General features: G+C 71.1%; 16 protein-coding genes and 1 pseudogene. 8 read left to right on the forward strand and 9 right to left on the reverse strand.

Annotated elements, in window-relative coordinates; translation table 11 throughout:
• Positions 1-297 precede the first annotated feature (297 nt).
• The 5 genes from AC792_RS10235 to AC792_RS10255 all read right to left on the reverse strand — a co-directional run bounded on the left by AC792_RS10235 (position 298) and on the right by AC792_RS10255 (position 6750).
• On the reverse strand, positions 298-990 hold the full coding sequence (locus tag AC792_RS10235) for a hypothetical protein (protein WP_049830429.1): 693 nt from the start codon (positions 988-990) through the stop codon (positions 298-300).
• Positions 987-2459: a serine/threonine-protein kinase gene (locus tag AC792_RS10240; protein ID WP_049830430.1), complete on the reverse strand. Its 1473-nt coding sequence runs from the start codon at positions 2457-2459 to the stop codon at positions 987-989. The genes AC792_RS10235 and AC792_RS10240 overlap by 4 nt, the downstream gene beginning before the upstream one ends.
• Positions 2460-2649: 190 nt before the next feature.
• Complete coding sequence (locus tag AC792_RS10245) at positions 2650-4062, reverse strand: MFS transporter (protein ID WP_049830431.1); 1413 nt, start codon at positions 4060-4062, stop codon at positions 2650-2652.
• 148 nt (positions 4063-4210) lie between these two features.
• Positions 4211-5287, reverse strand: a complete 1077-nt coding sequence (locus AC792_RS10250) for a DUF2235 domain-containing protein (protein WP_049830432.1) — start codon at positions 5285-5287, stop codon at positions 4211-4213.
• A 62-nt stretch (positions 5288-5349) separates the two neighbouring features.
• Positions 5350-6750, reverse strand: coding sequence for an NAD(P)H-quinone dehydrogenase (locus tag AC792_RS10255; RefSeq protein WP_049830433.1), 1401 nt, complete (start codon positions 6748-6750; stop codon positions 5350-5352).
• 174 nt (positions 6751-6924) lie between these two features.
• Here AC792_RS10255 and AC792_RS10260 point away from each other — a divergent pair, with 174 nt between their 5' ends.
• The 4 genes and pseudogenes from AC792_RS10260 to AC792_RS17525 all read left to right on the forward strand — a co-directional run bounded on the left by AC792_RS10260 (position 6925) and on the right by AC792_RS17525 (position 10598).
• Positions 6925-7725, forward strand: a complete 801-nt coding sequence (locus AC792_RS10260) for a purine-nucleoside phosphorylase (protein WP_049830434.1) — start codon at positions 6925-6927, stop codon at positions 7723-7725.
• 65 nt (positions 7726-7790) lie between these two features.
• A pseudogene (locus tag AC792_RS10265) lies at positions 7791-9498 on the forward strand (phospho-sugar mutase).
• A gap of 59 nt (positions 9499-9557) precedes the next feature.
• Positions 9558-10238: a deoxyribose-phosphate aldolase gene (gene deoC, locus AC792_RS10270; protein WP_049830435.1), complete on the forward strand. Its 681-nt coding sequence runs from the start codon at positions 9558-9560 to the stop codon at positions 10236-10238.
• Between the two features lie 36 nt (positions 10239-10274).
• Positions 10275-10598 carry a hypothetical protein gene (locus tag AC792_RS17525; RefSeq protein WP_049830436.1) on the forward strand — a complete coding sequence of 108 codons (324 nt, stop codon included), beginning with the start codon at positions 10275-10277 and terminating at the stop codon, positions 10596-10598.
• Positions 10599-10682: 84 nt separating this feature from the next.
• Here the strand turns inward: AC792_RS17525 and mfd are convergent, their stop codons facing one another.
• Positions 10683-14330: a transcription-repair coupling factor gene (gene mfd / locus AC792_RS10280; RefSeq protein WP_049830437.1), complete on the reverse strand. Its 3648-nt coding sequence runs from the start codon at positions 14328-14330 to the stop codon at positions 10683-10685.
• 522 nt (positions 14331-14852) lie between these two features.
• Here mfd and AC792_RS10285 point away from each other — a divergent pair.
• From AC792_RS10285 to AC792_RS10300, 4 genes are read left to right on the forward strand one after another with little or no spacing between them, the layout of a single operon-like run.
• Positions 14853-15350, forward strand: a complete 498-nt coding sequence (locus AC792_RS10285; RefSeq protein ID WP_049830438.1) for a DUF2505 domain-containing protein — start codon at positions 14853-14855, stop codon at positions 15348-15350.
• A gap of 40 nt (positions 15351-15390) precedes the next feature.
• Positions 15391-15612: an SCO4848 family membrane protein gene (locus AC792_RS10290; protein ID WP_049830439.1), complete on the forward strand. Its 222-nt coding sequence runs from the start codon at positions 15391-15393 to the stop codon at positions 15610-15612.
• Between the two features lie 53 nt (positions 15613-15665).
• Entirely contained in the window at positions 15666-17027 is a 1362-nt protein-coding gene (nhaA, locus tag AC792_RS10295; protein ID WP_049830440.1) for a Na+/H+ antiporter NhaA, read from the forward strand.
• Positions 17002-18702 (forward strand): sensor histidine kinase, encoded by a 1701-nt coding sequence (locus AC792_RS10300; RefSeq protein ID WP_152916138.1) that lies wholly within the window; start codon positions 17002-17004, stop codon positions 18700-18702. Before nhaA ends, AC792_RS10300 begins: the two co-directional genes overlap by 26 nt.
• Positions 18703-18727: 25 nt before the next feature.
• Here AC792_RS10300 and sufU read toward each other — a convergent pair whose 3' ends face one another.
• The 3 genes from sufU to AC792_RS10315 all read right to left on the reverse strand — a co-directional run bounded on the left by sufU (position 18728) and on the right by AC792_RS10315 (position 22163).
• The gene (gene sufU, locus AC792_RS10305) at positions 18728-19180 is read right to left on the reverse strand and encodes a Fe-S cluster assembly sulfur transfer protein SufU (protein ID WP_049830442.1); all 453 of its coding nucleotides are present in this window, start codon (positions 19178-19180) and stop codon (positions 18728-18730) included.
• Positions 19177-20496 (reverse strand): cysteine desulfurase, encoded by a 1320-nt coding sequence (locus tag AC792_RS10310; protein ID WP_049830443.1) that lies wholly within the window; start codon positions 20494-20496, stop codon positions 19177-19179. Before AC792_RS10310 ends, sufU begins: the two co-directional genes overlap by 4 nt.
• A gap of 209 nt (positions 20497-20705) precedes the next feature.
• Positions 20706-22163: a glycosyltransferase gene (locus tag AC792_RS10315; RefSeq protein ID WP_082177647.1), complete on the reverse strand. Its 1458-nt coding sequence runs from the start codon at positions 22161-22163 to the stop codon at positions 20706-20708.

Consider the following 22163-nt stretch of genomic DNA (forward strand, 5'->3'; position numbering starts at 1 on the left):
GGGGCGCTCCGGTGGTGGTCCTCGAAGCCAGGAAGAGGGGGCGGCCGCTCCCCGCGCCCAGGGCGGGCCCCACCCCCGGGCTGACCAGCGACCCCGGCGCCACGGTCTCGGCCGGCTCCGTGATCGCGACCATCCAGGACTGAACCGACGCCGGGTCACCGCCACCGCACGCAGCACCGCCCGCCGTGACCCACCGGCGGGCGGTGCTGCGTGGACCTCCGTGCCGGGAGGTCGGGCGCCGGGCCCGGTGGTGGCCTTGATCGGGCGAGTGCGACCGACCCGACCTGCACATCCCGGTTAGCCGCCGTTACCCCGACCGCTGCTGCCGTTGCCGTTACCCGGGCTGCCACCGTTGCCCGAGTTACCGTTACCGTTACCGGTACCGTTACCCCAGTTTCCGATCCCCTGGTCGCCTGGGACATCGCCGGCGCCACCCTCGGCGGGGGCGCCCCCCGCGCCGCCGCCCCCCGGGGCGGGCAATGGCGCCGGGGACGCGGGCGGGGGCTGCTCAGGAGCCGGCGCGGGGTCCACCGGCTCGGGTTCCCCCGCCGCGTCCGGTTCGTCCGCTTCATCCGGTTCGTCCGCCTCGTCGGGCTCCTGCTGTGGTGTCGCAGGCACCGGGTCGGGCTGCGCGGGAGCGGTGTCCGCGGGTGCGGGTTCCACGGTCTCCTCGGCGGGCGCAGGCTCCTCCTGGAACTGCATCCCGTCCGCTTCGAGTGAGGCGATCAGCTCCTCGATGGTGTCACCGATCACCGTGGCGCGATCCTCCGTCACCGTGCCCTCCGCCCGGGCGCTCTGCCCATCGGCCTCCAGGGCCCGCGCGAGCGTGATGGCGCCCGCGGAGTTCCCGTCCGCCGCGGTATCGGCAATGCGCCGCACGTCGGCCTGCAGCTCTCGCGCGAGATCGGTGTCCAGCGCCCCGTCGCTGCACCCCGTGAGCAGCAGCGCGGGGAGGAGGGCCGGGACCGTCACTGTCCAGCGGAACTTCATGGCTGCACGCTTTCGTAGAGTTCCTGCAGTCGCTTCCCGGTCTCACCGGGGACCGGCGGGAGCGGGGGAAGATCGGGGGCGGACCCGACGTCCAGCACGCCACTGCTCCACAGCCCGATCGCGATGGCCAGGAGCACTCCGAACGTGACGATCCGGAGCAGGGTGCGCCTGCGCTTCCTCGGAGTGCGTCCCGTGGTCACCCGATCACCGGGAGGCATGTCCGGCACCCGGTGGCGCTCCGTCCGATCGGAGGCCTCCGTGCGCAGTGCCGCGGTGGACGCGGTCCCGGTGGGGAGCGCACGGGTGAGGCGCGCGGTGTCCGGGGCGCGCGTGCGCGTACCGGCGTCGCTCCCCGATGCCCCCACCGCCCGCGTCATCGGTTCCGATCGGGCCAGGACCGCGGTCCCGAGCTCGTCCGGGAGCGGCACGGCACGAGGTGACGGCGGCGCGGCAGTGGCCGGCGCAGCAGTGGTGTGCGCGGCAGTGGCCGACGTCGGCGCGAAGGACGACGTGTCGGACCCGGACGCCGCGGCGGTCGGGGAGGATCCCGTTGACGAGGGCGCCGAGGAGGGCACCGCCGCCGATGCTGCGGTCGTGTCGTCGTCGCCCTCGTCGTCGGGATCCTGGCGGTCAAGGGCGTCTGCGTGCGGCTGCAGCGGACCGAGCGCCGTCAGCGACCGCACCAGCGCCGCCGCAGTGGGACGCGCCCCGGGATCGTCCAGTGTCATGGACATCAGCACGGCGGACAGGCCGGGCCCGGCGGCGTGCGGTATCGAGGGGCCCCGGTGCAGACGCACCAGGGCGCTCTCCACTCCCGTTCCCGGGAAGGCCTTCTCCCCGGTGAGGCACTCGATGAGCACCAGTGCGAGCGAGTAGACGTCCGAGGCCTGCCCCACGTCGTCGCCGCGGGCCTGCTCGGGGCTGAAGTACGCGGCGCTGCCGATCACCTGGCCGGTGGCCGTGAGCCGTCCGCCGTCGAAGAACCGGGCGATCCCGAAATCGGTGAGGAGATGACCGAATCTGTCACCGTACTGCTCGGCGGGCCGGGTGAGGATGTTGGACGGTTTGATGTCGCGGTGCACGATGCCCCGGCCGTGGATGTACTCGAGGGTCCTGGCCAGCTCGAGGGCCAGCCGCCGGACGCCCTCCCGCCCCAGTGCTCCCGCGCTGCGCAGCAGGACGTTGAGGTCCGGACCGCGGACCAGCTCCATCACCAGGTACGCCCGCTCCCCCGACTCCTCCCCGGCGTCCATGTCCAGCACCCGCACCAGTCCGGGGTGGTCGAGGCCGGCCAGGAGCCGTGCCTCGGCGGATCCCCGCTCGATGCCGTCCGCGGCGCCGGCACGGAAGAGCTTCACGGCCACGTCCCGCTCCAAGCGGGTGTCGTGGGCCTCGAAGACCTCCGCCATGCCACCGGTACCCACGCGCGGGCCCAGGACGTAGCGCCCCGCGAGTACCTGCTGCTCCATGTCCTCTGCTCCCGCTGTCCTGATGCCCTCCGGGCATGCGTCGATCCCCTCGTCACCCCAGCGGACGGCATCGCTCCCAGTGTACGGGCGGCGTACCCGTTGCACCGTGGCGTCCGGGTACGGACGACGACGGCGCCGCACCCCTCGAGCGGGTGCCGCGCCGTCGTCGGTCGGGAGGACAGGGTCAGGGTCAGGCGACGTTGTTCTCGTAGTCGTTGTCGCGGGTCTCCCGCGAGATCAGCAGGGCGATGAACGTGGCGACGGCAGCGACGCTCAGGTACGCCCCCACCAGCACGGTGCTGCCGTCGGCGAGCTGCCACAGCGCGACGGCGATGAAGGACGCCGGAGCGGCACCGATCATGCTGGAGACGTTGTAGGCCACGGCGGAGCCCGTGTAGCGGACGTTGGCGGGGAAGAGCTCGGGCAGCACGGCGGCCATGGGGCCGAACGTCAGACCCATGAGGATGAACCCGATGATCAGCAGCGCCATGGCGCCCACGGTCCCCGCCCCGAACAGCGGCGCCCAGAGCAGACCGAAGACGGCGATGCCCACGGTGGTGGCCAGGAGCATCTTCCGGCGGCCGAAGCGCTCCGCCAGCGGGCCGGACACGATGGTGAAGATCCCGAAGAACACCACGCCGATGATCAGCATCCACAGGAAGTCGGTGCGCTCCATCCCCAGCCCGGGAACGAACGCCGCCTCCTGCGCAGCGGTGAACTCGCCACCGGCGGCCTCGGCCCGGGACCTGGCCTGCTCGATGCTGGACGCCCTGGTGCCGTAGGTGAGGGTGAAGGCCGTCATGAAGTAGAACAGCACGTACGTGGCGAACATGATGAACGTCCCGAGCAGCAGCCGCTGCCAGTGGTTGGCGAACACGGAGCCGAGCGGGAGCTTGACCACCTTGCCCGTCTGCTGCACCTTCTGGAAGGACGCGCTCTCGATCAGCTTGAGCCGCACGTAGAGGCCCACGATCACCATGACGGCACTGAGCAGGAACGGCACGCGCCATCCCCAGGCGAGGAACTGCTCCGGGGTCAACGCGGTGCTCAGGAGCACGAAGAGCAGGTTCGCGAGGATGAACCCGATCGGGGCGCCGAGCTGCGGGAACGTCCCGAAGATGGCCCGCTTGCCCTCCGGGGCGTTCTCGGTGGCCAGCAGTGCCGCACCGCTCCACTCACCGCCGAGCGCCAGGCCCTGGAAGAAGCGCAGCACCACCAGCATGAACGGCGCCCAGAACACCCAGGCCTCACCTTCGGCGGTGGGCAGGACGCCGATCAGGAAGGTGGCGATGCCCATGGTCAGCAGGGAGCCCACGAGGGTGGCCTTCCGCCCCACCTTGTCGCCGAAGTGCCCGAACAGGATGGACCCCAGCGGACGGGCCACGAAGGCCACGCCGAACACGGCGAAGGAGCTCAGGAGCTGGTTGGCGTCCGACTGCGTGGGGAAGAACAGCACCGGGAACACGAGCACGGCGGCCGTGGCGTAGATGTAGAAGTCGTAGAACTCGATGGTGGTGCCGATGAGGCTGGCGAAGATCACCCTCCCCCGGGAGTTCAGCGGCGTGGTGGTCCCGCTGGTACCAGCGGAGGTCGAGGAGGTCATGGAGCGTCGGCTTTCTCCCGAGACGCCGTGGGCCCACGAACGAGCATGAGCAGCACGGCGTCCGTGCGTCAGTGGAATCCTGACATCAGACCATCGGTGTCCGTAGCGTGGATAAGCGTGTCCACGATGTGGACCGTGGGAACTCGGTTCACCGCCCGGTGAGCTCCCGGACCCACGCGGCGAGGTTCGGGTTCCCCGGGCGGTAGGGCGGCGCCCCCGTTCCCCAGCGGCGCAGCACCGAACCGTCGATCGTCTCACCGGTGCTCGTGCGTACCGGGCGCAGCCGGGGCTTGCGCCCGGGGAGGAGACGCAGCAGGCCACCGAGCGTACGGGGGGCGCGGATCGGCCCACGCCACTCGTCCCCTTCGACAGGTACCACGGGCAGCCGGAGCACGAGCCCGGCCTGGGCAGCACGACCGGCGATCCACTCACGCGTGAGCACCGAGAGCGGATTGTCGATGCTCGGTCGCGACGTACCCCCACCGCCGATGCTGGAGTGGGCGCCGACGAACCAGCGTTGCTCCACGTGGGTGACGTGGTCGCCGACCGGGATCGGTACACCGCTCCACAGCGTGGGGGTGAACTGTGCGCGGTGCTCGTCGATCGCCACCGCGTGACAGGCGTGATCCACCAGCCCGCTGAGCGCGGTGTCGTGGAACGCGTACCGCCTGCGTGAGAGCCAGTGCCCGAGACCGCCTGGGATGCCGAGGCTCCCGACGGTGTCGAGGACACCGATGAACCGGATGCGGACGAGACGCGATCGTTCCAGCAGGAGACGATCCTGCGCCGTCGTCGCCGGTTCCTCCCCCGCCTGCATCTCGCGCAGGCCGGGGGCGTCACCTCCACGCCGGTAACGGGCGAAGACGGCCTCGGCGGACAGGATCTCGGGTGCGATGATCCCGCACTTGGCGATCACACCGCCCAGGCTCCGCGCCGTGAAAGCACCACGGCTGAACCCGAGGAGGTAGATCCGGTCGTCGTCGGAGTGGTGGTGGTCGGCGATGAAGCGGTAGGCGTCGATGATGTGCCGGTCCAGGCCGTAGCCGAAAGCACCACCGAGCAGACGCTCCAGGAGTCCGTGGCCCGTCCCGACCCCCGGATCGTAGTACGTCTCCTGCGGTGCTCCTGCGGTGCCCGCAGCAGGGGTGCGCTCCCAGAGCTGCACGATGTTGGTGAAGTCGTCGCGATCCTGCCACGTGCCGTCCAGGAAGAGCGCGATGTCCATCCCCGCCCCTCTCCCCTCGACCCCGGTGAGGGCTCCGACCAGCGCCGCCGAGCGGTACGGGACTAGATCCGTACGTGGAGCCGGCGCGCTGCCTCGGAGATGGACCCGGTGAGCGACGGGTACACCGTGAACGTGTTGGCGACGTCGTCCACGTGCAGTTTCTTGGTCACCGCGAGCGCCAGCGGGAAAATCAGCTCGGATGCGCGCGGGCCCACCACCACACCGCCGATCACGGTGCCGGAGCCCTTGCGGGAGATCACCTTCACGAAGCCGTCCTTGACGTTCATCATCTTCGCGCGGGCGTTGGTGTGCAGGGAGAGCTTCACGACGTCGCCCTGGTACCGTCCGGACTCGATGTCCTCCTCGCTGACCCCCACGGTGGCGATCTCGGGCGAGGTGAAGATGTTGGAGGCCACCTGCTTGAGCTTGATGGGGCTCACGGAATCGCCCATGAGGTGGGCGATGGCGATCCGGCCCTGCATCGCGGCCACGGAGGCCAGCGCGAACACGCCCGTGCAGTCGCCGGCGGCGTAGACGTTGGGGGCGGTGGTGCGCGAGACGCCGTCCACCTCGATGTGGCCGGACTCGGTGAGTGCCACCCCGGCCTCCTCGAGACCGATCCCGGCGGTGCGGGGCACCGCACCCACGGCCACGAGGCAGTGGCTGCCCTCCACCGTGCGGCCGTCCGCGAGCTGCACCCGCACACCGTCGTCGGTGCGCTCCACGGCGTTGGCCCGCGACTGCGAGAGCACGGTCATGCCGCGGTCCTTGAACACGCCCTCGAGCACCTCGGCGGCGTCGGCGTCCTCCCCGGGGAGCACGCGGTCGCGGCTGGAGATGAGCGTCACCTTGGAGCCCAGGCCGTTGTAGGCGCTGGCGAACTCCGCGCCGGTGACCCCGGAGCCCACCACGATCAGGTGCTCGGGGATCTCGGTGAGGTTGTAGAGCTGGGTCCAGTTGAAGATGCGTTCGCCGTCGGGCTTGGCCGAGGGCAGTTCACGCGGCGTGGCGCCGACGGCCAGGAGCACGGCATCGGCCTCGACGACCGTGGTCCCGCCGTCGGCCTCCACCTCCAGGCGGTGGTTGTCCAGGAGTTTGCCGGAGCCGATGATCACGCGGACGCCGAGACGCTCGAGCGTGGCACGGATGTCCGAGGACTGCTCCACGGCGAGCTTCAGGAGCCGCTGGTTCACCTTGTCGAGGTCCGCGTACACGGTGCTGTCCGCGGAGAAGTGCACACCGAGTCCGGTGGCGTCCGTGAAGCGGGTCATGGTGTCCGCGGTGGCGATCAGGGTCTTGGACGGCACCACGTCCGTGAGGACGGCCGAGCCGCCGAGGCCCTGGCGCTCCACGATGGTCACGTCCGCTCCGAGCGAGGCGGCGACCATGGCCGCCTCGTACCCGCCGGGTCCGCCGCCCAGGATCGCCAGGCGCAATGAACTGAAATCGAGTGGGTTCGTCACCGTCCCATTCTCCCCCACGCTTCTCGGGGCGCCCAAACGATCCGCGCGCGGTATCGCCAGGAGCATACGGCCGGTACGTAACCGCCCGGGTGGAACGTGGGAACGGCCGCGGCATGACCCCGAATCACTCGTTGCGCGAGTGATTAACACTCGTCCAACGAGTAAGTTGTAGCGGTGACTTCCGATCCTTTCGACCTGGCCCGCGAGGCCGCCGCCACCATCGCCCGGGCCACCGGGGTCGAGCAGCACGACACCGCACTGGTGCTCGGTTCGGGCTGGGGTGAGGCGGCCGAGCTGATCGGCGAGACCACCCACACGCTCGACGCCGCCGAGATCCCCGGCTTCTCCGCCCCCGCGGTGGTGGGACACACCGGCACCATCCGCTCCGTGCTCACCCCGAACGGCAAGCGCGCCCTGGTGCTCGGGGCACGCACCCACTTCTACGAGGGCAAGGGCGTGCGCGCCGTGGTCCACGGGGTGCGCACCGCTGCTGCCGCAGGGGCGACGACGATGGTCCTCACCAACGGGTGCGGTGGCCTGCAGGAGCAATGGGAGCCCGGCACCCCGGTGCTGATCAGCGACCACATCAACCTCACGGCGTCGTCCCCCCTCGAGGGCGGCACGTTCGTGGACCTCACGGACCTCTACTCCCCCCGCCTCCGGGACCTCGCCCGCACCGTGGACCCCACGCTGGAGGAGGGCGTGTACGCGCAGTTCACCGGACCGCACTACGAGACCCCCGCCGAGGTGCAGTACGCCAAGCGGATCGGCGCGGACCTCGTGGGCATGTCCACGGCGCTCGAGGCCATCGCCGCCCGGCACGCCGGCATGGAGGTCTTCGGGATCTCCCTGGTCACCAACCTGGCCGCCGGCATCAGCCCGGTGCCGCTCAGCCACGCCGAGGTGCTCGAGGCCGGGCAGGCCGCCGGGCCGCGGATCTCGAGGCTGCTCGCGGACATCGTCGCCGCGATCTGACCCGACCTCCGCACACCGAACAACCGCTCCACCACCACAGCTCGATCACCACAGTAGGGACCCGCATGAGCACCCCGGACCTGGCCACCCTCCTCGCCGACGCCGACTCCTGGGCGGGCACCGACCCGGACCCGGTGACCGCCAGGGAGCTCCGCGCGCTCGCCGACCGCGTGCGCTCCGGCGGCAGTGACGCGGACGCCGCCGAGGAGGACCTGCGGGACCGTTTCTCGGGCCCGCTGGCCTTCGGCACGGCCGGTCTGCGCGCAGCGCTGGGGGCCGGGCCCAACCGGATGAACCGCGGGGTGGTACGCCGCGCCGCCGCCGGGGGGGCCGCCCCCGCGCCGGCCTCGCCGCCGGCGCCTGCGTGCCCCGCGCGGGGCCCGCTGCGCCGCCCGCCACAACTCGCGGATCTTCGCCGAGGAGACGGCCGCGATCTTCACCGCGGCGGGCCTCCAGACGTTCCTCATGCCGCGCGAACTGCCCACCCCGGTGCTCGCCTACGCCGTCCGTACCCTGGCCTGCGAGGTGGGCATCATGGTCACGGCGAGCCACAACCCGCCGCAGGACAACGGGTACAAGGTGTACCTGGGCGGGCGCGCCGTGGAGGAGGACGCCCGCGGCGTGCAGATCGTGGCCCCGCACGACGCCGGGATCGCCGCGCACATCGCCGCCACGGACAGCGTGGACCTGGCGGACGAGGGGTGGAACGTGCTGCCCGGGGCCATCGAGACGGACTACGTCGCCGGGGTCCGCGACCTCGCCGACCCCGCGCGGACGGACCGGGACCTGAGGATCGTGCTCACCCCGCTGCACGGGGTGGGCGGGCGCACCGCCCGCGCGGTGCTCACCGGCGCCGGGTTCGACGACGTCACCCTCGTGGCGCTGCAGGCGGAACCGGACCCCGACTTCCCCACCGTGGCCTTCCCCAACCCGGAGGAACCGGGTGCGCTGGACCTCGCCGTGGAGACGGCGGAGCAGGTGGGTGCCGACCTCGTGATCGCCAACGACCCCGACGCCGACCGCGTGGCGCTCGCCGCCCGCGAACCCGCCTCCGGGACCTGGCGCATGCTGCGCGGAGACGAGGTGGGCACCCTCCTCGGGCTGCACCTGGTGGCACGGGGCGGGGACGCACCCGCCGTCTTCGCCAACTCGATCGTCTCCTCCCGCCTGCTCGGCCGGATCGCCGCGGCGTCCGGCGTCCCCCACGAGCAGACCCTCACCGGGTTCAAGTGGATCGCCCGGGTCCACGGGCTCTCCTTCGGCTACGAGGAGGCCCTCGGGTACTGCGTGGCACCGGAGCTGGTCCGGGACAAGGACGGCATCTCCGCCGCCCTGCTGCTCGCCGAACTCGCCGCGGCCACGAAGGCCGAGGGCCGCACGCTCTTCGACCTCCTCGACGACGCCTACCGCACCCACGGCCTCCACGCCTCGGACCAGCTCTCCGTCCGCGTGGATGACCTGGACGTCCTGGGCGAGCTGATGACGCGGCTGCGGCAGCATCCGCCGTCGTCGTTCGCCGGGTCCGAGCTCACGGTGAGCGAGGACCTCGCGCGGGGGTCCGCTGCACTGCCGCCCACGGACGGCCTGCTGTACCTGACGGCGGATCAGACCCGGGTGATCATCCGCCCCAGCGGCACCGAGCCCAAGCTCAAGTGCTACCTCGAGGTGATCGAGCCGGCGGACCCTGCCGTGTCCCTCGAGGACGCCAGAATCGCCGCGCAGCAGCGGCTGGCCGCGGTGAAGCGCGACGTCGGGGCGGCACTCGGACTCTGAGGATCGACGTTGGCAGGTCGGGGAGATCCGCGGCCGGGCGCGCATGGAAGGATGGGAGCATGCCGAACAACGCCTCCCTCGCATCCTTCATCGACCACACCCTGCTGAAGCCGGACGCCTCGCGCGAGCAGATCCTCACGGTCTGCCGCGAGGCCGTGGAGCACTCCTTCAAGTCCGTCTGCGTGAACCCGGTATGGGTCAGCACCGTCCGCACCGCGGTCAAGGACACAGGTGTTCTCACCTGCTCGGTGGTCGGCTTCCCGCTCGGCGCCACCACCACCGAGATCAAGGTGCTGGAGGCCGTGGGCGCGGTGGCCGACGGCGCGGACGAGATCGACATGGTGATCGACATCGCCGCCGCCCGTGCCGGTGACCGTGAGCGGCTGGTCGGGGACATCCGCGCGGTGGCCGAGGCCGTCCACGAGCAGGGTGCGATCGTGAAGGTGATCATCGAGACCTCCCTGCTCACCGACGAGCAGAAGGTCCTCGCGTGCGAGGCCGCCGTGGAGGCGGGCGCCGATTTCGTGAAGACCTCCACCGGGTTCAACGGCGGAGGCGCCACCGTGGAGGACGTCGCGCTCATGCGGCGGACCGTGGGCCCGGACCTCGGCGTCAAGGCCTCCGGCGGTGTCCGCTCGCTCGAGGACGCCCGTGCGATGATCGACGCCGGGGCCACGCGTATCGGTGCGAGCTCCGGAGTCGCTATCGTTAGGGGTGAACAGGGCGCCGCAGGGTACTGACGGGGCAGCACTCACATCACGTCACGAGGAGATCCAATGTCGCACCAGCCAACGGAGAGCCGCCGGTCAACCGAGGACCGCGAGCAGCCCCAGGAGCGCCAGCCCAGCCACGCCGGGGAGGGTCACCTCGTCAGCAACCTTCTGTGGTTCGTGCTCATCTTCGGGATGTTCCTGCTCGGCATCTACCTGCTGACGTTCCTCAGCCTCGAGACCATCTGGCCGATGGGCGCCGTGGTGGTCCTCTCGTTCCTCGCGTTCTTCATCCCGCAGGGCATCATGGGCCGCGCGGACACCGGCTACAACCTGGCCAGGGGCAAGCAGACGGACGAGAAGGAGACCTCGGCGGGCGTCAGCTCCTGATCCGCTGAGGAAGCACTTCCACCGGACCGGATGGACACACGAAGAGGCCGCCCCGACGGGGCGGCCTCTTCGTGTGTCCGGGGATCAGGGCGTGAACACGGACTCCAGCACGTTCTTGGCCCAGGCCAGGATGTCCGCATCCACCAGATCGCGTCCCCCGATCCGCGCCGTCTTCGGCTTGGGCACCAGCACCGCGTTCAGCGCCGGCTTCACGGAGGACCCCGGGTACAACCGGTTCAGCCGCAGCTGCTTGGACTCCGGGAGCTCGGCGGGGGCGAACTTGATGAAGTTGCCCTGCAGCGCCACGTCGGTGAGGCCGAGCGTGCGGGCGGACACCCGGAACCGGGCCACCGCGATCAGGTTCTCCACAGCGGCGGGCGGCTCCCCGTAGCGGTCCTTCAGCTCCGCCACCACGGCGTCGATCCCCTCGTCCGTGACAGCGGCGGCCAGCTTCCGGTAGGCCTCCAGGCGCAGGCGCTCCCCCGGCACGTAGTCGTGCGGGAGGTGGGCGTTGACGGGCAGCTCGATCTTCATCTCCGCCGCCTTCTCCTCGGCCTCCCCGCGGAAGCTCGCCACGGCCTCGCCGACCAGGCGGATGTAGAGGTCGAAGCCCACGCCCTGGATGTGCCCGGACTGCTCCCCGCCCAGCAGGTTGCCCGCACCGCGGATCTCGAGGTCCTTCAGGGCCAGCTGCATCCCGGCGCCGAGCTCGTTGTGCGCGGCCACGGCCTTCAGCCGCTCGAGGGCCACCTCGCCGAGCGGTTTCTCCGAGGGGTAGAGGAAGTAGGCGTACGCCCGCTCCCGCCCGCGCCCCACGCGCCCGCGGAGCTGGTGGAGCTGGGAGAGCCCGTAGGAGTCGGCGCGGTCCACGATCAGCGTGTTCGCGTTGGAGATGTCCAGGCCGGTCTCGATGATCGTGGTGCACACCAGCACGTCGAACCGCTTCTCCCAGAAGTCCACGATGATCTGCTCCAGCCGGGACTCCGTCATCTGCCCGTGCGCCACGGCCACGCGCGCCTCGGGCACCAGTTCCTTCAGGTGCGCCGCCGTCCTGTCGATCGAGGACACCCGGTTGTGCACGAAGAACACCTGGCCCTCGCGCATCAGCTCGCGGCGGATCGCGGCCGAGGCCTGCTTGTCCGTGTACGGGCCCACGTAGGTGAGCACCGGGTGGCGCTCCTCCGGCGGGGTGGCCAGCGTGGAGGTCTCCCGGATGCCGGTCAGGGACATCTCGAGCGTGCGCGGGATGGGCGTGGCGCTCATGGCGAGCACGTCCACGTTGGTGCGCATCTTCTTCAGCGCCTCCTTGTGCTCCACGCCGAAGCGCTGCTCCTCGTCCACGATCACGAGCCCCAGGTCCTTGAACGTGGTCTCCTTGGAGAGCAGGCGGTGGGTGCCGATGACGACGTCGACCGCGCCCGAGGTGAGCCCCTCCGCCGTCTCGCGGGACTCCTTCGCGGTCTGGAACCGGGAGAGCGCGCGCACGCGCACCGGGAAGCCGGAGAACCGCTCGGAGAACGTCTCGAAGTGCTGCTGCACCAGCAGGGTGGTGGGCACCAGGACCGCCACCTGCTTGCCGTCCTGCACCGCCTTGAACGCGGCCCGTACCGCGATCTCGGTCTTGCCGTAGCCCACGTCGCCGGAGACCAGGCGGTCCATGGGGATCTCGCGCTCCATGTCCGCCTTGACCTCGTTGATGGTGGTCAGCTGGTCCGGCGTCTCGATGTACGGGAAGGCCTCCTCCAGCTCGCGCTGCCAGGGGGTGTCCGGGGCGAACGCGTGGCCGCGGGAGGCCATGCGCGCCGAGTACAGCCGGATGAGCTCCCCGGCGATCTCCTTGACGGCCTTGCGCGCCTGGCTCTTGGTCTTGCTCCAGTCGGAGCCGCCCATCTTGCTGAGCGCCGGGGCGTCCCCGCCCACGTAGCGCGTCACCTGGTCCAGCTGGTCCGTGGGCACGAACAGGCGGTCGCCCGGGGCGCCGCGCTTGGACGGCGCGTACTCGAGCACCAGGTACTCGCGCGTGGTGCGGGTGGGGCCGGCGCCGGTGGAGCGCTGGAGCAGTTCCACGAAGCGGGCCACACCGTGCTGCTCGTGCACCACGAAGTCGCCCTCCTTCAGCTGCAGGGGGTCCACCGCGTTCCGGCGTCGTGAGGGCATCTTCCGCATGTCCCGGGTGCCGGCGGCACTGGTGCGGCCCAGGAGGTCGGCCTCGGTGAGCAGACCCAGCTTCAGGCCGTCCACCACGAAGCCACGGCCCGCAGAGCCCGTGGTGATGCCGATGACGCCCGGTTGCGGCGGAGTGTCCAGGGACTCCACGCGGGAGGACGGGATGTCGTTGTCGGCGAACAGCTCCGCCAGGCGCTGCGCCGGACCGGGGCCCTCGGTGACCACCACGAGGCGCCACCGGTCACGCATCCGCCCGCCGATGAACTCCATCATCTCGGCGACGTCGCCCTGGTAGCCGCGCGGTTCGCGGGCGTGCAGGGTGAAGCTGTCCACGTCCGCCAGCTCCTCGTCGGCGCCGAAGGAGGTGATCCCCCACCACGCCACCGAGTTGGCGAGCGCCGTGGCACGGGTGTCCGTGAGGGAGCGGAAGCTCGCCTCCTGCAGGTCCGTGCCGAGTCCACTGCCGAGATCCAGCGGTGCGGCACCGCCGTCGGACGCGGTGGACCACGCGGCGGCGAGGAACTCCTCGTTGGGGGCCGCGAGGTCGTGGGCACGGGCGCGTACCTTCTCGGGCTCGATGACGCCGGCGATCGAGCCCGCCGGGAGCTCCCCGGCGAACGGCACCATGGCGTCCACGAGCACCGGTGCGAGGGACTCCATGCCCTCGACGGCGATGCCCCCGGCGATCTTCTCCAGCATCGCGGCCGCCGCGGGCAGCTCCGACTGCAGCTTCGCGGCACGCGACATGACGCTCGGGGTGATGAGGATCTCGCGGCAGGGCGGCGCGTACAGGGCGGCGGGCGGCTCGTCCGTGGTCAGCGAGCGCTGGTCGGCCACGGCGAACCAGCGCAGCTGGTCCACCTCGTCGCCGAAGAAGTCCACGCGGATGGGGTGGTCCTCCGTGGGCGGGAAGACGTCGATGATCCCGCCGCGCACGGCGAACTCCCCGCGGTGCGTGACCATGTCCACGCGGGCGTACGCGGCGTCGGCGAGCGCCGTGACGACGTCGGTGAAGGGAATTTCGTCGCCCACCTTGAGGGACACGGGCTCGAGGTCGCCGAGGCCGTCGACCAGGGGCTGCACCACGGCGCGGATCGGCGCGGTGATCACCTTCACCGGGGAACCCTCGGGGTGGGCGAGGCGGCGCAGCACGGAGAGCCGGCGCCCCACGGTGTCCGAGCGCGGGGACAGGCGCTCGTGCGGGAGGGTCTCCCAGCTGGGGAACTCCTCGATGGCGCTCTCCGGGAGGTAGCTGCGCAGGGCGGCCGCGAGGTCCTCGGCCTCGCGCCCGGTGGCGGTGATCGCGAGGACCACGGGGACGGCGTCGTCCGCGGCCCGGGTGCCGTTGCCGCCGGTTCCGTTCCCAGAGGCGGCGTTCCCGGCGTTCCCGTTCCCGGCGGTGGGGAGCGCGTCCACCATCTCCGCGAGCAGTGCCGCCCGCATGCCGGCGGGTGCGCCGATCTGCAGGTCCGCGCTGCGCTGCTCCACAGGGCGTGAGGCGTTGGTGCGTACGCGTGCGTAGGACGCGTCCTCGGCCAGCGCTGCGCGCAATCCGTTCAGGCTCATGGTGTTCGAGGCTCCTCAGGCGTGGGTTCCTCCGCCGTCGTCCCCTGCGGCGGGTGGCCGGAGGGACGCGCGGAGACAGCACAAAAGCCCGGAAAGACGAATCGTCTCCGGGGTTCTCCCAGCCTAACAACCGCTGCCGACGCTTTGTCCGCCCCCCTGCGCCGGGTGCTCGGGCGCCGCCGGGGATTGGTGCGCCTCCGGGACGCTCCGGCGGCTGGTGCGACGGCCTGTGCGTGGCGTCCCGGTACGTGCTCCGTCCTGAGGCGCCTGCCGAAACGTCCGGCTTCCACGGGAGAAGTGCGTGTCGCAGCCCGACACGCCGCGGATCCGGCGCCGTCGCCCAACAAAGCCGTGCGTTTCGGCACCACCCCGACATCGACGTCGCACTGACCCAGCCCCGACGCCAGCCCCGACACCGCCCTCGCCGGCCCGCCCGCCGTCACGGCTCGGGCAGGAGTGCAGGCCGTAGGATTACCGAGGACCCCTGCCCCTACCGCCCCGAAGGGCGCCCCCGGAGGAATCATGGCACTGAACGCATCCACCACGCTCCCCTATGACACCGCCACCGTGCTCGGTGTGCTGACGGACGAGGGCTTCGTGCGGCACATGAGCGAGTACGTGGGCGGCACGCTGGAGTCCCTCACGGTCGACGGCGATCCCGCCGGGGCGTTCACCGTCACCGCCGTACGCACCCTGCCCACGCAGCGGCTCCCCGAGATGGCGCGGAAGTTCGTGGGTGAGACGCTCTCGGTGACGCAGACGGACCGGTGGGATGCGCCCGAGGCGGACGGCTCCCGGCGGGCCACGGTGAACATGGCCGTGGCGAACGTGCCGCTCACCGTCACGGCCGTGCAGCGCCTCGTGGCGCAGGGGACGGACACGGTGGTGGACCTGCAGGGCAACGTGACCTCGTCCATCCCGTTCCTCGGCGGGAAGATCGCCGCCTCTGCGGAGCCCATGATCGGCAAGGCCCTGAACGTGCAGGGCACCGAGGCGAAGAAGTGGCTCGAGACCCACTGACCTCCCGCACCTCCTCCCGCAGCCCCCGAAAGGACTCCCCGTGCAACTCGCCACTCCCCTGGCCCTGATCCTGATCCTCTCCGGGGTGTGGTCGCTGATCGTCTGGCCGCCGTTCCTCCGCCGGGTGCTGAAGGATCCGCGGGCACGGGACGAGAAGGGTGCACCCACGCGCTTCCTCACCGTGCACCTCATGCTCGTCTCGACGTCGATGATCCTCGGAGTCGCGACGCCCGTCATCGGCATCCGCGCCCTCGTGGCCTGAGCCACCGGCCCCCGCCTCCCCATCCAGGAACCAGGTCCACGAAGGAGCCACCCATGGCACAGGGAGATACCCCGCAGGGCGGTGGCTCACACCCCGTGATCCTCCAGCGCTCCAGCCCCCCCGAGCATCTGCGGATCACGGAGATCCTCCGCAAGGAGACCGTGGGTGGCATCCTGCTGCTGATCGCGAGCGCGGTGGCGATCATCTGGGCCAACTCCCCGCTCACGGACTCCTACTTCGCGGTGCGGGACGTCGAGTTCGGGTACGAGCCGTGGCACCTGAGGCTCTCCGTGGGTCAGTGGGCGTCCGACGGCCTGCTCGCGGTGTTCTTCTTCCTCACGGGGCTGGAGCTCAAACGGGAGTTCGTCTCCGGGGACCTCCGGCGGATCAGCCGGGCGATCGTGCCGGTGGCCGCGGCGTTCGGCGGCGTGCTGGTCCCGGCCCTCGTCTACACGGCGGTGAACCTCACCTCACCGGACACCCTGCGCGGCTGGGCCATCCCCACCGCCACGGACATCGCCTTCGCCCTCGCCGTCCTCGCGGTGATCAGCTCCCACCTGCCCGGGGCGCTGCGGATCTTCCTGCTGACCCTGGCGGTGGTGGACGACCTGATCGCCATCACCATCATCGCGTTCTTCTACTCCACCGACGTGCACCCGGGCTACCTCCTGTGGATGCTGCTGCCGCTTGGGCTCTTCGCGTTCCTCGCGCAGCGCAGGTCGGGGTTCTTCGGCGCTAGCACGTGGGCGCCGTGGGTGATCCTGCTGCCCCTCGGCATCGTCACCTGGGCGCTGATGCACGCCTCGGGCGTCCACGCCACGGTGGCCGGGGTACTGCTCGGCTTCTGCATCCCGGTCCTGCGCCCCACCCCGGACGGACCACCCCTGGCCCCCAGGCCCGGCCACCCCGGGCTGGCCGAGGTGTTCGAGCACCGCTTCCGCCCGCTCTCCACCGGTGTCGCCGTGCCGGTGTTCGCCTTCTTCTCCGCGGGGGTCCTGATCGGCGGCGTCGAGGGCTTCGTCAGCGCCCTGGGCGATCCCGTGCTCATCGGGGTGGTCCTCGGGCTGGTGCTCGGCAAGCCGGTCGGCATCCTGCTCACCACGTTCCTGGTCACCCGCGCCCGCAAGGCCACCTTCGATCCCGGACTGAGCTGGTGGGACCTGCTGGGTGTGGGCATGCTGGCGGGGGTGGGCTTCACGGTCTCACTGCTGGTCAACGATCTCAGCTTCGGTGCCGGCCACGAGCACAATGACCACGCGAAGGTGGCGATCCTCACGGCCTCGCTGACGGCGGCGCTCCTCGCGAGCATCGTCCTACGCCTGCGGAACAAGCACTACCGCCGCATCGAGGAGATCGACACCGTGGACGCCGACGCCGATGGAGTACCCGATGTCCTCGAAGACCGCCGCCCCTGACCCCGCCCCGCCATTCCACGGATGGAGCGCGGAGGGCCTGGACCTCTCCGGTCATGCGGACAGGCCGAGGACACCGCACCGCCGGAGCATCCTCCTCAGCCAGACCTCCACTGTCATCACGCTCGGCCTGGCTGTCCTGCTCGGCCTCCTAGACCGGCCGGCGCTGCACTCCCCCACGCTCTTCGTCACCGGTCTCCTCATCACCGTCGTCGTGCTCGCCGTCTGCTGCATCCTCCCGTGGAGCAGGGTTCCCGGCCGGTACGTGATCCTGGTCCCTCTCGTGAACCTGCTGGCGGTGGGGATGTCCCGCGCATCGGCCGGCGAGGGCTATGTGGCGGTGGGACTCGTGGCGGCGCTCCCCGTGGTGTGGATCGCGGCCTCCAACGTGCGCATGCGCACGGCCGTCCTGCTGACCGCCGTCCCGTCCTTCGCGATGGTCTGGCTCTCCCTGGTGCTCGATCCGTACCGGATCAGCTTCGACCAGGTGGTACAGCCCGTGATGCTGCCGCTGATGCTCATCGCCCTCGCCCTGACCATCAGCGCACTCACCCGGGACAACCGTGCACGCCAGGAGGAGCTACGGGTGTCACGGGCGGAGCTGCGCGAGAGCATGGTCGCCGGACAGCAGCGTGAGCGACTCCTGAGCACCGTGTTCGACGCCGTACCCGTGGGGCTCCTGGCGGTGGACGCCGAGGGCGACGACCTCATCATGAACGCCCCGCAGCGCAGCGCCCACGCGGCCGCAGCGCCTCCCGGCATCGGCGACCCGGACGAGACGCAACTGCTGATCTTCGGGGAGGACCGCGTGACACCCCTGCCCGTGGAGGAGCGTCCTGTACGGCGGGCCGTCAGTGGTGAGGACCTGGAGGCCCTGCAGGTGTGGGTGGGTACCGGGCGTTCGCAGCACGCCATCGCGGTCTCCTCGCGTGCCATGCACGACGACGCCGGCGCGTACGCGGGCACGGTGGTCTCCTTCAACGACGTCACCGAGCTGATCCTGGCGCTGCAGGCCAAGGACGATTTCCTCTCCAACGTCTCGCACGAGTTCCGCACCCCGCTGACCTCGATCCTCGGCTACCTCGACCTCACGATCGAGACGGACCTCCCGGAGCAGGTGCTCCGGAATCTGCAGGTGGTACGGCGCAACGTCCTGCGCCTGGAGCGGCTGGTGGAGGATCTCCTCGCGATCAACGCCGGCACGTTCGAGGTGCACCCGGTCGTCACGGACGTGGGGCGGCTCCTCCAGGAGGCGGCGGCGTCCGCCCTGCCCTGCGCGGAACGGGCGGGTTTGCACCTGAGGAACCGGGCGCCGTCGTGCCTCACCGCCGTGGCGGACCCGGTGCGGCTGGCGCAGGCCGTGGACAACCTGGTGAGCAACGCCACGAAGTACAACAGGACGGGCGGCAGCATCACCCTCGACGCCTGCCTCGACGCGGAGGGGCTGACCGTCCGGGTCGAGGACACCGGGGTCGGTATCGAGGAGGAGGATCTGCTCCATGTCTTCGACCGCTTCTTCCGCTCCCCCTCGGCGCGCACCTCCACCGTGCCGGGTGTGGGGCTGGGGCTGCTGATCACCAAGAGCATCGTGAGCGAGCACGGCGGAAGCATCACCGTGACCAGCACACCGGGCGAGGGCAGCCGCTTCACCCTGCAGCTGCCGCAGCCCGCGGACTGATCCAGCCGCGGGCGACGACGACGGTTCAGCCGTTCGCGGCCAGCAGCGACTCCTCGAGGGCCACCCAGGCGAGCATGGCGCACTTCACCCGGGCCGGGAAGCGCGAGACGCCGGAGAAGGCGGCGGCGTCTCCCAGCACCTCCTCGTCCGCCTCGATCCTCCCGCGCGACCGCATCACCTCGCGGAACGCGTCCACCAGCACCAGCACCTCGTCGCGCGGAAGACCCTCGGCGAGCCCGGTGAGCACGGAGGCTGAGGCCATGGAGATGGCGCAGCCCGCCCCGTCCCAGGTCACGGTGGTCACGGAGCCGTCCGCCACGCCGGCGCGCAGCGTGATCTCGTCCCCGCACACCGGGTTCAGCTGGTGGGACTCACCCGCACGCCCCGCGCCGTCGTACTCCCGCAGCGGTGAACCGTAGCGTTCCTTCGCGTGGTCCAGGATGATCTGCTGGTACAGCTGCTCGAGGCCCGCGCTCATGAGGATGCTCCGAAGAAAGGGCGGACCCCGGCGACGGCGTCCAGGAACGCGTCCACCTCGTCCGTGGTGGTGTAGAGGTAGGTGCTGGCGCGCGTGGTGGCGGTGAGGCCGAGGCGCCGGTGGAGCGGCTGGGCGCAGTGGTGGCCCACCCGCACGGCGATCCCCCTGTCGTCGAGGAACTGCCCGACGTCGTGGGCGTGGACGCCGTCGACGTCGAACGCGGCGAGCCCGATGCGCGGCAGACCCGAACCGGGACCGAGCACCCGGATGCCGGGGATCGCCCCGAGGCCCTCCACCAGGCGAGCGCCGAGCGCGGCTTCCCACGCCTCGACGCGCTCCATCCCGGTCTCGGCGAGGTAGTTCGCCGCCGCACCGAGCGCCACGGCCTGGGAGATGCGCTGCGTCCCGGCCTCGAAGCGGTTGGGGGCGGGCAGGTACTCGGCCCGCTCCATGGTCACGGTGGTGATCATGGAGCCGCCGGTGAGGAACGGCGGCATGGCGTTCAGCAGCTCCGCCCGCCCGTAGAGCGCCCCGATGCCGGTGGGGCCCAGCATCTTGTGCCCGGAGAACACGAGGAAGTCCACGTCGAGCGCCTTCACGTCCATGGGCAGGTGCGGTACGGACTGGCAGGCGTCCAGCAGGGTGAGGGCGCCCACCGCCTGCGCGAGCGCCACGAGCTCGCCCACCGGGTTGATGGTGCCCAGCACGTTGGAGGCGTGGGAGAACGCCACCAGGCGCGTGTTCGGCGTGATCACGGCGGCGGCGTCCTCGAGGCGCAGCGTGCCGTCGTCGGCCACGGGGATGAACTGCAGTTCGGCCCCGGTGCGGGCCGCGAGTTCCTGCCAGGGGATCAGGTTGGCGTGGTGCTCCATCTCGGTGACCACGATGCGGTCGCCGGGGCCGACGGCGAACCGGCGGGCGGCCTCCCCACCGCGCCCGGCCGCCGCGTTGGACATCGCGTACGCCACGAGGTTGATGCCCTCGGTGGCGTTGGAGGTCCATACCAGTTCGTTCACCCGTGCGCCGATGAAGCGGGCGACGGCGGCGCGGGCGTCCTCGTAGGCGTCGGTGGCGTCGACCGCGAGGGTGTGGGCGCCACGGTGCACGGCGGCGTTGCGCTGCTCGTAGAACTCCTGCTCGGCCTCCATCACGCTGGTGGGGTTCTGCGAGGTGGCGCCCGAGTCGAGGTAGACCAGCGGGGAGCCGTTGATCTCGGTGCCGAGGATCGGGAAGTCGTTGCGGATGCGGCGCACCTCGGCGTCGGTCAGTCCGGCGTCCAGCGGGGTGAGCGTCACGGGTGTTTCAACCACGGGCACGGTGGGCTCCTCGGATCGGGTCGCGTTCCCCTGCGCTGACGCAGGGTTTCCTCGCCCCAATCGTGCCACCGGGGAGGGTGCGCGGGCATCCCAGTGCTACCTAAGCAGGCCGACGTGGTTACGGTGGGCATCCTGGTGCGCAACGCCCAGCTCGCCTTCTCGGCGCCGGGTGCGCCGTCCGCCCCGGACGGCGCACCCGGCGCTCGCGGCTAGGGCGGCGCCTGCCGCTGCGCCGTGAAGGGCGCGATCACGGCGTCCTCCGCCTGCACGAGCGAGACCGGCAGAGCCGGCGGGGCCACGGCCCTCAACCGGTGCCGACCGACCGGTTCGCGGACCTGCCCGGTCACGTCGTCGTCCTGACCGGGCTCGACGGCGGCAGCACGCCGCCCGGCCCGCACGCCGGTGACGGCTCCGGTAGTCCCGGCGGCCCCGGCGGCGACGTTCGCCCGACCGGGATCGACGGCTGAGCCGCCGAGATCCGGGTCGGCAGCGGGAACCCCGCGGCCGGGCTCCGGATCGAGGAGCAACTCGTCCGCAGCCGCCGGTGCGGTGGCCACGGCCTCGGTCTCGCCGACACCCACGAGGTCCGGCGTGGTGTCCCGCTTCCGGTACACCACCTTGGCGTGGAACATGTAGCGCACCACGAAGGCCACGGCCAGCGTGCCGGCCTGCGCCAGGATGCTGTTGAACGCGAGCATCTCCACGAGCAGCACCAGGACGGGCATCCGCAGCAGGGCTTCCACGTTGTTGAAGCCCACGGACTGCAGGAACCGGGTGCGCACGGCGGACTCGGTGCGGCGGTCACCCGCGAACACCAGCTTCTCCTGCATCACGAAGTTGGTGAGGATGGTGAGCTCTGCGGCCACGATCGCCGCGGGGACGTAGTGCACCCCGAACGCCAACAGGCAGCCCATGATCAACAGGTTCAGCACCGTGCCGATCCCGCCGACGACGGCGAACAGCCCCACCCGCCCGGCACGCAGCTCGCCGAGCTGGCGCAGGAAGCGCAGACCCTGGTTGAGCGTGGCCTTGGACTCCCCGGCCGTGCGCTCCGCGAAGACGAACGGCACCTCGGTGACCTTCAGCCTGTTCCGCACGAGGATCTCGAGGAGGATCTTGAAGCCGTTGGGGTGCAGCGAGGCGAGGTCCACCTGCGAGCGCCGGAAGGCGAAGAACCCGGTCATGGGGTCGGTGCAGTGGCGCAGACGCACCGGGAACAGGGCGCGGGTGACGGTGGTGACGCCGGTGGACACGAGCTTGCGGTACGCATTCGCCAGGCCGTCGTTGTTCCCGCCCGCTCCGCAGTACCGCGAGGCCACCGCCACGTCGGCACTCTCCCGTTCGAGCTGTGCAAGGAGCACGGGGATCAGCTCCGGCGGGTGCTGCAGGTCGCCGTCCATCACGAGGCAGTAGGTGGCGCTGCTGGCGGTGACACCGGCCACCACGGCACCGCTCAGGCCGCCCTCGGGCTTGTCCCGGTGGTGCAGGTGCACGGGCACCAGCACCCCGGACGCGTACCGCTCCACCTCCTGGGGTGTGGTGTCGGAGGAGTCGTCCACGACGATCACCTCGGCGTCGATCCCCCGGCACGCGGTGTCGATCCGCCGGAGGAGTTCCTCGATGTTGCCGGCCTCGTTGAAGGTGGGCACGATCACGGAGAGCAGCAT

Origin of the sequence: Arthrobacter sp. RIT-PI-e (genome assembly GCF_001187915.1) — a bacterium.
Classification (GTDB): domain Bacteria; phylum Actinomycetota; class Actinomycetes; order Actinomycetales; family Micrococcaceae; genus Arthrobacter_D.